General features: G+C 64.6%; 7 protein-coding genes. 6 read left to right on the forward strand and 1 reads right to left on the reverse strand.

Annotated elements, in window-relative coordinates:
- The first annotated feature begins 2 nt into the window (after positions 1-2).
- From zwf to I41_RS15905, 4 genes are all read left to right on the forward strand, one after another.
- Positions 3-1379, forward strand: coding sequence for a glucose-6-phosphate dehydrogenase (zwf, locus tag I41_RS15890; protein ID WP_145433906.1), 1377 nt, complete (start codon positions 3-5; stop codon positions 1377-1379).
- Positions 1380-1592: 213 nt separating this feature from the next.
- The gene (locus I41_RS15895) at positions 1593-2312 is read left to right on the forward strand and encodes an ImuA family protein (protein WP_145433907.1); all 720 of its coding nucleotides are present in this window, start codon (positions 1593-1595) and stop codon (positions 2310-2312) included.
- Positions 2266-3786: a Y-family DNA polymerase gene (locus I41_RS15900; RefSeq protein WP_168206940.1), complete on the forward strand. Its 1521-nt coding sequence runs from the start codon at positions 2266-2268 to the stop codon at positions 3784-3786. The genes I41_RS15895 and I41_RS15900 overlap by 47 nt, the downstream gene beginning before the upstream one ends.
- 9 nt (positions 3787-3795) lie before the next feature.
- On the forward strand, positions 3796-6969 hold the full coding sequence (locus tag I41_RS15905; RefSeq protein ID WP_246133684.1) for an error-prone DNA polymerase: 3174 nt from the start codon (positions 3796-3798) through the stop codon (positions 6967-6969).
- Positions 6970-6992: 23 nt separating this feature from the next.
- Here the strand turns inward: I41_RS15905 and I41_RS15910 are convergent, their stop codons facing one another.
- The gene (locus tag I41_RS15910) at positions 6993-7295 is read right to left on the reverse strand and encodes a BON domain-containing protein (protein ID WP_168206941.1); all 303 of its coding nucleotides are present in this window, start codon (positions 7293-7295) and stop codon (positions 6993-6995) included.
- A 376-nt stretch (positions 7296-7671) separates the two neighbouring features.
- Between I41_RS15910 and I41_RS15915 the strand changes: the two genes are divergently transcribed.
- Positions 7672-8070: a DUF7670 domain-containing protein gene (locus I41_RS15915; protein WP_145433910.1), complete on the forward strand. Its 399-nt coding sequence runs from the start codon at positions 7672-7674 to the stop codon at positions 8068-8070.
- A 349-nt stretch (positions 8071-8419) separates the two neighbouring features.
- Positions 8420-11734 (forward strand): DUF1553 domain-containing protein, encoded by a 3315-nt coding sequence (locus tag I41_RS15920; RefSeq protein WP_145433911.1) that lies wholly within the window; start codon positions 8420-8422, stop codon positions 11732-11734.
- Positions 11735-11767: the final 33 nt, after the last annotated feature.

Consider the following 11767-nt stretch of genomic DNA (forward strand, 5'->3'; position numbering starts at 1 on the left):
CGATGGATGCGGTCCACTCCGACGCGCTGGTTTTCTTCGGCGCCACGGGCGATCTCGCCTACAAGAAAATCTTTCCGTCGCTCCACTCGATGGTGAAGCGCGGGCATCTGAATGTCCCGATCATCGGCGTTGCCAAAGCGGGCTGGGGTTTGGAGCAACTCCGTGCCCGCGCCCGCGACAGCGTCGCCAAGCATGGAGTTGCGGACGACGCGGCGTTCGAGAAGCTTTCGGGCCTCCTCCGCTACGTCGACGGCGACTACAACGACGCCTCCACCTTTCAGGCCATTCGCCGGGAGCTCGGCGCCGCCGAGCGGCCGGCGCACTATTTGGCCATCCCGCCTGCGGTATTCGGGCTCGTCGTCAAACAACTAGCGCAGGCCAACTGCGCCGAGAACGCCCGCGTCATTATCGAAAAGCCGTTCGGCCGCGATCTTCCCTCGGCCCAGGCGCTCAATCAAATTCTGCTGAATACGTTTGACGAGCGGTCGATCTTTCGCATCGACCACTATCTCGGCAAGGCGCCCGTTCACAACATGCTCTTCTTTCGGTTCGCGAACTCATTTCTAGAGCCTTTCTGGAATCGCGAGCATGTCGAAAGCGTTCAAATCACGATGGCCGAGAACTTCGGCGTGCAGGGCCGCGGCGGATTTTACGAACAGGTCGGTACGATTCGCGACGTAGTCCAGAATCACCTGTTTCAAGTTCTCGTCAATCTGGCGATGGAGCCGCCGGTGCGGACCGACAGCGAGTCGATTCGTGACGAGAAGGTGAAGGTGCTGCGCGCCATGCCGCCGCTCGAAACGGCCAACCTCGTCCGGGGGCAATTCCGCGGCTACCGTCAGGAATCCGGCGTGGCGGCCGACTCGCAGGTCGAGACGTTCGCCGCCATGAAGCTAGAAGTCGATTCCTGGCGCTGGCGCGGCGTCCCCTTTTATATTCGCGCTGGCAAGAATCTCCCGGTCACGTGCACGGAGATCGTCGTCCGGCTCCGCAAGCCGCCCACGATGTACGAGAATTACGACCTCAAGTCAAATTACGTCCGCATCCGGATTAGTCCCGACATTGCGTTCGCGCTCGGCATGATGGTCGTCAAGCCGAACGACGAATCACAGGGAATCCGCGTCGAGTCGATTACCGGCCGTCACCCGCAAGCAGGCGAAGTCGACGCGTACGAGCGGCTGCTCGGCGACGCCATGGCGGGCGACGCCACGCTGTTCGCCCGTGAGGACTATGTGGAAGAAGCGTGGCGAATCGTCGATCCCGCGCTGAAAGCTGGTTCGCCGGTATACGAATATGAGCCAGGGAGTTGGGGTCCGCCGGAGGTCGACGACTTGGTGTTGCCTGATGAGGGCTGGAAGGCCCCCGTCGTGGTCGATTGAGCCGCCGGCGTCGTGGGCTCGGCGGGAGTCGCACGTCGCCGTCTGCCGTTGATCGACGTCGCTTGGGCCGCTGCCCAGCTGATTCTTGGCCGTTTTGTGCGCCAACTCAGCAGAACTTCGGTTGAGTCTTCCCGGTTTCTGCAGATCGCCTTTACATGTACGTCAGTACATCATACGCTGCGTGCCGCCCCGTCCTTCACGCCGCACGTCGCCATGTTGTCCCCCGCCGCCGCCGCCGCCGCCGATCTGCAACGTTTGCGCCGGCTCCTTAGCCAGTCTCACGCTGATTGGTCGTCGTCGACTCATTTTTCCACTGGCTTCGCGGCGCTCGATCGTTTGCTGCCGTCAGGAGGATTGCTGCGGGGTTCGCTCATCGAATGGCTAAGCGCCTCTCCCGGAGCCGGCGCCGGCCTGCTCGCAGTAGCCGCAGCCATCCAAGCACAGCGTCCCGGCAACGTCGTCGTCGTCATCGACCGCGAGCGACGCTTCTACCCTCCCGCCGCCGCCGCCTGGGGATTGGATCTGTCGAGCGCCATGTTGGTGCATCCTGCCAATCTCCACGAAGAACAGTGGGCCGTTGAACAAGCGCTCCGTGCCGAGCATGTTGCCGCGGTCATCGCTCATCCCCCGCGTCTAGATGCTCGGACCTTTCGCCGCTTCCAGCTCGCCGCCGAAGCGAGCGGCGCCGTCGGCTTGTTGGTTCGTCCGGCGTCGGCGCGGCCAGAACGCTCCTGGGCAGCCGCCCGCTGGCTCGTCGAGCCGCAGCCTTCGCTGACGTCATGGCGGCTGCGCATCCGTCTGTTGCATTGCCGTGGGCGTTATGCGGCCGAGTCCGCCGCAGCGGAAGTTGATCTTGATGAATGGATAACACGCTTCGATGCAACGCATGCTTGCCATTTGGCTCCCGAATTGGCCCATTCAACGGCTCGTTAACGAGAGCCCTGAACTGCGCGGTCGCCCGTTACTGTTGGCCGAAACGTTTGCCGGCAGGTCGAGCGTCGCCGCCTGCTCGCGCGAAGCGCAACGGCTCGGAATTCATCCCGGCATGCCGCTAGCGGAAGCGTCGGCGCTCGCTCCGCGCCGCCTCCAGATCAAGCCGCACGATCCGCTTGCCGATTGGCAATCACTCGCTCAGCTAGCCCACTGGTGCCGGCGCTTCAGCCCCACCGTCGGCTTGGAAGCGAGCGATCCTCCCCGGACGCTGCTGTTCGACGCCGCGGGACTGGCCTCGCTCCATGGCAGCGAGCAATCGCTGCTCGACCGCGCCGCCCGCGAGATGGCCCGACGCGGCTTTCGCGTTCGCTTGGCGCTGGCCGATACCATCGGCGCCGCCTACGCCGTCGCTCGTTACGGCAACATGGCGAACATCCACGGCCGCCAAATCATCCCCTCCGGCGTCAGCCGTCAGGCGCTCGCTCCGCTCCCGCTGGCCGCCCTCCGGCTTCCCGATTCCCTCATCGCCACGTTGGCGGCGTTAGGATTTGAATGCGTCGGCGACGTCCTGCAACTGCCGCGCGAACAGCTTCCTTCCCGCTTCGGACGGCAGTTGCTGCTGCGCATCGACCAGGCGCTCGGCGCCGCCCCCGAAGCGATTGTTTCCGTCAAGCAGTCCCCCGAGTTCGCCGTACGGCAATCGTTCGAGTTTCCGCTCGTTCGGCAAGACGCCCTGCGCCACGCACTGCTGACATTACTCGAGAAGTTAGCGCATGCTCTGCTCGTTCACCGCGCCGGCGTCTTACGGCTGAAATGTCTGATCGAGTGCGAGTCGGAAATCGTCGCCTTCGACGTCGGCGTCTTGCAAGCCACCGCCAGCGCCGCGACCTTCGCCGAATTAATTGATCTCCAGTTGGAGCGCACCCGATTGACGCGACCAGCGACGGCGATCGCCCTCGAAGTCCTCCAGCACGCGCCGCTTGCCCAACGGCAGACATTGTTCTTCAAAGCTCAGCACGATTTCAGCAGTTCGCCCGCGCTGGCCGCGCTGGTCAATCGTTTGGCGAATCGGCTGGGCCGCGACGCCGTCGTCCGTTGCCGCTTGCGGCACGACGCGCAACCCGAACTCGCCTATCGGCTGGAACGCGTGCTCGACGGTCTGCCGGCCCGTCACAAGGGGAACGTCAAACGTCTGCCGTTCGGCCCACTCGATCGTCCGCTCGATTTGCTGAAAGCCCCGACGCCGTTAAACGCGACCATCGACGCCGTCAGCGGTCTGCCCCAGCAGTTCTCCTGGGAGGGTCGACGGCATGTCGTCAACCAGGTCTGGGGGCCGGAGCGCATCGACACCGGTTGGTGGCGTCGCCGTCGGGTGGGACGCGACTACTATCGTCTCGAAACGGCTGCAGGGCAGCGCATCTGGTCGTACCGCCGGCGCGAAGATGGCCGCTGGTTTTTGCATGGTTTTTTTTGAGCGCCCCGCATGCCTGAATCACTGAGCAATCCGCCGCGCTGGCCCAACGCTTACGCTGATCCAGCAGAGATGATGAGTTCGGCAAGTCTGCCGAGCGCTCCCTACGCCGAGCTCCATTGCCGCACAAATTTTTCCTTTTTAGAAGGCGCCTCGCACCCCGATGAGTTGGTGGTCGCGGCCGCCCAGCTTGGTTACACGGCCCTCGCCGTCACCGATCGCAATAGTTTAGCCGGCGTCGTCCGCGCCCACAGCGTCGCCAAGGACATCGGTCTCAAGCTGCTCATCGGCGCCGAGGTCACTCCCGTCGACGCCCCTCCCATCGTCCTCTGGGCGACCGATCGGGCCAGCTATGGCCGGCTGTCGCGACTGCTCACGCTCGGCCGCCGCCGCGCGCCGAAAGGCCAGTGCCAACTCACGCTCGCCGATCTCGACGCCCATCGCGAGGGTCTGCTCGCCGGCGTGGCCCCGCGGCGTCACCTGCCGTTGGAAGTCGACGCCTATCGCCGCTGCCGCGACGTCTTCGGCGACGCTGGTTACCTGCTGGCCGAATTGCATTACGGCGCCAACGATCAGGCCCGGCTCGACCAGCTCATCGGCGCCTCGCAAGCGGCTCGACTGCCGCTGGTAGCCGCGGGAGACGTTCATTATCACGCGGCTCATCGCATGCCGCTGCAGCACGTTCTCTCGGCCATCCGCTGCGGCGTCACGGTCGCTGAATTGGGGCCGGAATGCCTCCCCAACGCCGAACGCCATCTCCGCCGCATCGACGAACTGCAAACGATTTTCGCTCGCGTCCCCGACGCGCTGCGGCGCACGCTCGAAATCGCCCAGCGCTGCCAGTTCTCGCTCAACGAGTTGAAGTACCAATATCCCCAGGAGTTATCGCCCCCCGGGGAAACGCCGATGGCGTACCTCCGCCGCTTGGCGTGGGAACGTGCACACGACCGCTACGGCGCCGAGATACCGCCGAAGATTCATCAGTTGCTCCAGCGCGAGCTCGATCTCATCGAGAAGCTCAAGTACGAAGCCTTTTTTCTGACCGTCTTCGACGTGGTAGAGTACGCCCGCAACCGCGGCATTCTTTGCCAGGGCAGGGGCTCGGCCGCCAACTCGGCCGTTTGCTACTGTCTGGGCGTCACCGCGGTCGACCCGAACGTTCATGAAACGTTGTTCGAACGGTTCGTCAGCGCCGAACGCGACGAACCTCCCGATATCGACGTCGATTTCGAGCACGAACGCCGCGAAGAGGCGCTGCAGTACCTCTACCAAAAGTATGGTCGCGATCGCGCGGGCTTGGCGGCCACCGTGATTTCCTACCGGGCCCGCAGCGCCGTCCGCGACGTCGCCAAGGCTCTCGGCCTGTCGCCTGATCGCGTCGACGAGTTGGCCAAAAACGTCGATCACCGCTCGGAAGAGGGGCTCCTGGCCAACCGTTGCCGACAGAGCGGTCTCGATCCCGACTCCCGTTTGGGCCGCCAGCTCGTCGCGCTGGTCAGCCAATTGGTCGGCTTCCCGCGCCACCTTTCGCAGCATGTCGGCGGCATGGTCATTACCCAGGGGCCGCTTGATGAACTAGTTCCCATTGAAAACGCCGCGATGCAGGACCGCACCGTCATTCAATGGAACAAGGACGATCTCGACGATCTTGGCATCCTCAAAGTCGACTGCCTCGCGCTAGGCATGCTCACGGCCATCCGCAAAGGCTTCGATTTGGTGGAACAGTCGGGGGGGCCGCGGCTTTCCATCAACTCGGTCCCGGTTGAAGATCCCCACGTCTATGAAATGATCAGCCAGGCCGACACGGTCGGCGTCTTTCAAATCGAAAGCCGCGCTCAGATGAGCATGCTCCCCCGGCTCCAACCGCGCACGTTTTACGATCTGGTGATCGAGGTGGCGATCGTTCGCCCCGGCCCCATCCAGGGCAACATGGTCCATCCCTATCTCCGCCGCCGCTGCGGCGAGGAAGCAGCGACTTACCCCAGCCCCGAAGTCGAACACATCCTCCAGCGGACGCTCGGCGTTCCTCTCTTCCAGGAGCAGGCGATGCAGCTTGCGATCGAGGCCGCCAACTTCACTCCGGGCGAAGCCGATCAACTTCGCCGCGCCATGGCGGCCTGGCGACGACCTGGACTGATCGACGACTACCGCCGCAAACTGATCGACGGCATGCTCTCCAAGGGTTACGCGCCCGAGTTCGCCGAGCAGCTTTTCAATCAGATCCGCGGCTTCGGCGAATACGGCTTCCCCGAATCCCACGCCGCCAGTTTCGCCAAGCTGGTCTACGTCTCCGCCTGGATCAAGCATTATTACCCGGCCGCCTTCGCCGCCGCGCTGATCAACAGCCAACCGATGGGATTCTACGCCCCGGCGCAATTGGTGCGCGACGCCCGTGAGCATGGCGTCGAGGTGCTCGGCATCGACGTCAATGCCAGCGATTGGGACTGCACGCTGGAACGACGCAATGATCTTTTCGCCTTGCGACTTGGCCTGCGGTTGGTCCGCGGCATGCCCGAGAGCATCGCCCGCACGATCATCGCCAGTCGCCGCAGCGCTCCATTTCAGTCGGTGGCGGAGTTGACCGCTCGCGCCCGCTTAAACCGCGCCGCTGTTCAACGGCTCGCCGAAGCCGACGCCTTTCAATCGCTGCAGCTCAACCGACGCACTTCGCTGTGGCAAGCCCTCGATCAACCCGCGGCTCAAGAAGACTTGCCGTTGTTCGCCAATGCGGTCGTTGAGGAATCAATGCCCCTGCTGCCCGCCCTTTCGGCGCGAGAGGAAGTGTACGCCGATTACCGAACCGCCGGCATGACGTTGCGTCAGCACCCGTTGTCCTTTCTGCGCGACGCTCTCCGCGAACTGCATGTTACTCCGGCAGGAGAATTGGTTCGTTGCCCCCATGGCCGGCATGTTAGCGTCGCGGGACTAGTGCTCATGCGTCAGCGTCCCGGCACCGCCAAGGGGATCACGTTCGTCACGCTAGAGGACGAAACGGGAACGGCCAATCTCATCATTCACCGCCACACCTGGGAGAAGTACGAACACACCGCCCGCCGGGCCTCGATTCTCGTCGCCAGCGGGCGCCTGGAGCGCAAGGATCAGGTGGTCCACGTCGTCGTCGACAGATTACGGCACGCTCCGGCCCCGCCAGAGCAACTGACGCATCGCTCGCGCGATTTTCACTGAGCCGAATTGCACCGCGACGACAATCAACGCCGCTCGTGGCTGCTCAGTCCGCAGGCGTTGACGACCGCCACGCGGTTATCCACGCGTCTCACACCTCGGACGTCGCGCAACACTTGCTGCACCAACTGCTTCAAGTAGAACGAGGGAACGACCCCCTCGACGACCAATGCGTCGCCCTCCAGCTTCACGCCGAACTCCTCCGCTCGCCCGTGAAAATGGGGATGACGCCCCAACAGTTCTCTAGCCGCGACGGCCGGAGGCAACCACGGTTGATCAACGCGACGACGACTCCCCGTCCGCCCAGGAGCATTTTTAATCGCTCGCACGATGTCCCTCCGCAGCGCTGATGCTGCTGCTGAAAAGCGGCGCGAATCCGGCGACTGTCCCTAGTCGACCGTCCCACGCCACGAGAATCCATCGCATAACCGGCGCCAATTCCCGCCGTTGCAAATGCCGGGAAATCCTCAGTGTCCGCCCTGCTGAGCGCGCACCATAGCACGGCCTGTGCTCCGCTTTGACGCGCCGCAGCGGGCCGATTGCCAGCTTTCTACAAGCCCCCGTGCGACGCATCTGACGCCGCTGCAAACGCTTCCGCCGCCGGTGCGGCGACCACCGCTGCTGGCATGCCCATTGCAATCGTTTTCAAGCGATAAAACGACAATTACCAACGCATTGGTTTCGACTCAGGAAGGACGGTGGCAGATGTACGTTTTTACTCGCAGCCGACGCATGGAATGGGCAGAGGTTCTTCACACCGCCGCGGCCGTCGCTGGCGGCGTGCTGTTTGCTAGCTGGGCAGGGTTTGTCGCCGCCGATGCGCTGCGCCCTGATTTCCGACTCGCGCCGGCGACCTACCTGCAAGGCGCCACGCTGCTGGCTGTGTTCTGCGGGTATGCCGTTGGCTGGGCTCGACCGATGCTCGGCGGCATGATCAGCCTCGTCGGCACGGCCTTGTTCTTCGCGGCGAGCCTCTATGGCAGCACCGCGGTTCAAGCGGTTGCCGAGTCGCCCGCCCTGCTGTTTGCGGTTCCCGGGGTGATGTATCTCCTGTCGGCCCACTATGGGGCAGCCAACAAAAATGAAACGACGGACATGACCTGACGAGAACCAGCAACGCAGCAGCGGGGTAAGTTCCCGCCCCACGAGCCGTCCCGGCCACCCGGCGACGGCTCCTTTCGTTGTGATCGGTCTCCCTTTTCTCGCCGGCGCGCCGCCAGATCGTCGCCGTGATCGTCCCTTCGGCAGTCCAGCGGGGGCGCCGCCGACTGCGGGCAACGTAAACTGCGAATTCCCCCCCCCGCGTCGAGCCAATCGACGCAAATCGCCGCTAGATGGGACGACGTGAAACTTGCACCTCCCCCACGTTGTAGCGGAGAATGGGGCTGTCCTTGTTGCATCACGCCGCCGTGGCGAGCGCAGCGGTAATCTTGTCGTCGATCTAGGAACGGGCATGGACTTGGTCGGTCTCGCGCAACGATGGGATGAAGCGTTTCGCTCGTCACACGGACGCAAACGCTTCGTCCACAGTCTTGCCCTCCTCCTCTCCGCCGCCTGCTCTGTCGCCGCGGCGGCAAAGCCCGACTTCGACCGCGATATTCGCCCGATCCTTTCCGACAAGTGCTTCTTTTGCCACGGTCCCGACGCGGACCGCCGGCAGGCCGAATTGCGGCTCGACACGCGCGAGGGCGCGGTCGCGGCGGCGATCGTCGCAGGCAATCCCGACGCCAGTGAGTTGGTCGCCCGCATCACCAGCGCAGAGGCGTCGGTTCGCATGCCGCCCCCCGAGTCGAACCTCTCGCTGAACGACGCGGAGAAGCAGTTGCTACGCGAGTGGATCGCCGCCGGAGCCCCCTACGCTGAACACTGGGCGTTCCAGCCGCTCCCCGCCGAAGTCCCGGTTCCCAATTGTTCCGGCAAGACTTGGGGCAACAACGAAATCGATCAATTCGTACTGGCGCGACTCCAGGCCGAACGACTCGAGCCTGCCGAGCGCGCCGCGCCGCTGCGCTTGCTGCGCCGACTGTCGCTCGATCTCACCGGCCTCCCGCCGACCGTCGCTGAAATCAAGCAGTTCGAGTCGCACGCGGCGGACGATCTTGACGCTGCGCTCGCCGCTGCCGTCGATCGACTGCTCGCCAGCCCGGCCTTCGGCGAACATCAAGCCGTCGCCTGGCTCGACGCCGCCCGCTACGCCGATTCGTTTGGCTATCAGTCCGATCAACTCAACACGCAGTGGCCCTACCGCGACTGGGTCGTCCGCGCGTTCAACGACAATCTGCCGTACGATCAATTCCTCGCCTGGCAACTCGCCGGCGACTTGCTGCCCAATGCCACCCACGATCAGATTCTCGCCACGGCATTCAACCGCCTCCATCGCATGACCAACGAAGGGGGCTCGATCGCCGCCGAATGGCTCGCCGAAAACGCGGCCGATCGCGTGCAAACGTTCGGATCCGCGATGTTGGCGCTCACGCTCGAATGCGCCCGCTGCCACGACCACAAATACGATCCCATCCTAACGCGCGACTACTATTCACTCTCGGCGTTCTTCAATTCGATCGATGAGAACGGCATGTACGATAGTGCGGCCAAAGTCCCGTCGCCGACGCTGCTGTTGCCAACGAAGGACCAGGAGCGGCAGTTAAGTGAAGCAACAGCCGCCGTAGCCGCGGCCGAGCGGCGGCTAGCAGAAACTATCGCCAACGGAGGAGAGCGTTTCGCCGCCTGGAACTCTTCACAACCAGCGTCATCGAAGGACGGGGCAGGGCGTGTGAATCCCGAAGCTGCGAGCGCCGCCGGCGGCAGCGCGACCGGCTTGCCGACGAATCCCTCAGAAACTCTCGCCCGCCAAGCGTCAGGCGCTCCGCCCGACCTCCTCGCGCATTTCACCTTCGACGGCGACGCCGAGGAACTCAAAGCCGAACCCCCGCACGAATCCGCCGTCGGCAGCGCCAGTCGCCTCACGCGCGTCGCAGGCCGGCAGGGGAAGGCGATCCGCTGCGACGGCGACCATGGCATCAGCGTCCCCAGCCTGCTCAACGCCGATCGCACCGATCCGTTCACCGTCGACTTCTGGCTGCGCGACGTCGCCCGCAATCCACTTCCGGTCGTCGTTGCTCAGCGCACCTTCGGCACCGACGTTGGCTATAACGGCTTTGATCTCATGCTTGCCGACGGCGTGTTGGAAGCACGCCTCTACCGCATCTGGCCCGGCAATGCGATTGGCGTTCGCGCCGCCGAGCCGATCGCAGCGGGAGAATGGCAACACGTCGCCGTCGCCTACGACGGCTCCAGCCGCGCCGCCGGCCTCAAGCTCTATCTCAACGGCCGCGAACTGCCGACGACGGTTCTACGCGACAGAATCCAAAAGAGCGCCGCCATCGCCACGTACGGCAGCGGCGCCTTGACGCTCGGCGAGCGCTTCCGCGACCGCGGCTTCAAGGATGGCGAGTTCGACGAGTTGCGTCTCTTCGGCCGCGCGCTGGCGCCGCTCGAAATCGCCGCCCTGCACGCCGACGTTGACGGTGCGAGCACCCCCGGCGATTCGCCTGACGAAGCCGCGCTCCGCGACTTCTACTTTTCCGCCCACGACGCCCCCGCGCGCGAAGCCGCCGGGGCCCTCCGCGCAGCTCGCCAGCAGCTCGTCGCCGCCGAAGAGGCCATCCACGAAGTCAGCGTCATGGGCGAACTGCCCGAGCCGCGGCCGACTTACGTCCTCGCGCGCGGAGCCTACGACGCCCCGAAGAGCGACGCCAATCGCGTCCAGCGCGACACGTTCGCCGAGATGCTTCCGCCGTTCCCTGCGGACGCTCCGCGCGATCGCCTGGGGCTCGCCCGTTGGGTCACCTCTCCCGATCATCCGCTCACAGCCAGAGTTTTCGTCAATCGCCTCTGGGCAAATTTCTTCGGCCGCGGCCTCTCCGCCACTCCCGACAATTTTGGGCGCCAAGGCTCGGCGCCGTCGCACCCGGAACTGCTCGACTGGCTCGCCCGCGACTTCGTCAATCACGGCTGGGACGTCAAACGGCTCTGCCGCCTGATCGTCGGCTCCGCCACTTACCAACAAGATTCGCGCGTGAGCAAGGAACTGCACGAGCGCGATCCCGACAACCTGCTCCTCGCCCGCGGTCCCAGCCGGCGCCTCTCGGCCGAGCAGATCCGCGACTTGGCTCTCGCGGCGCCGGAACTGTTGGCGAAGACGCAAGGCGGGCCGCCAGTCTATCCTTACCAACCAGGCCAGGACCTGTGGCGCGAAGCCAACAGCATGTCTCCGGCCTACACGCAATCGACAGGCGAAGGCCTCCGCCGGCGTTCGCTTTACTCGGTCTGGAAGCGCACGGCTCCGCTGCCGAACATGCTGGTCTTCGATGCCACGTCGCGCGAAGTCTGCACGATCAGCCGCGGCCGGACCAACACGCCGCTGCAGGCGCTGGTGCTCCTGAACGACGTCCAGTTCGTCGAAGCCTCCCGCGCGCTGGCAATGGCCGTGGCAAAAAAGCACGCCGCGCCGCAGGATCGGCTGCGCGAAGCGTTCCTCCGCCTCACCGGCCGCGAGCCCGACGACCGCGAACAAACGCTGCTGGCGGAACTTTACCAGGAACAGCTCGCCAACTTCAACGACGCCGCGGGCGCGGAGGCGGCCGCCAAGCTGCTCGCCATCGGCGAGACCGCTCCCGACGACTCGCTCCCCGCCGCCGACCTGGCCGCGCTCACCGTCACTTGCCAAGCCATCCTCAACCTCGACGCCACGATCTACGAACGGTGAGAGGCCAGAGCTCACAGCTTACCATCAAGCATT

The sequence above is a fragment of the Lacipirellula limnantheis genome (assembly GCF_007746075.1).
In the GTDB taxonomy this organism is placed as follows: domain Bacteria; phylum Planctomycetota; class Planctomycetia; order Pirellulales; family Lacipirellulaceae; genus Lacipirellula; species Lacipirellula limnantheis.

Excerpts from the sequence above, each read along its gene's own strand:
- I41_RS15905 (WP_246133684.1), top strand. The coding sequence starts at position 3,796 with ATGCCTGAATCACTGAGCAATCCGCCGCGCTGGCCCAACGCTTACGCT.
- I41_RS15920 (WP_145433911.1), top strand. The coding sequence starts at position 8,420 with ATGGACTTGGTCGGTCTCGCGCAACGATGGGATGAAGCGTTTCGCTCG.
- zwf (WP_145433906.1), top strand. The coding sequence starts at position 3 with ATGGATGCGGTCCACTCCGACGCGCTGGTTTTCTTCGGCGCCACGGGC.
- I41_RS15900 (WP_168206940.1), top strand. The coding sequence starts at position 2,266 with ATGCTTGCCATTTGGCTCCCGAATTGGCCCATTCAACGGCTCGTTAAC.
- I41_RS15915 (WP_145433910.1), top strand. The coding sequence starts at position 7,672 with ATGTACGTTTTTACTCGCAGCCGACGCATGGAATGGGCAGAGGTTCTT.
- I41_RS15895 (WP_145433907.1), top strand. The coding sequence starts at position 1,593 with ATGTTGTCCCCCGCCGCCGCCGCCGCCGCCGATCTGCAACGTTTGCGC.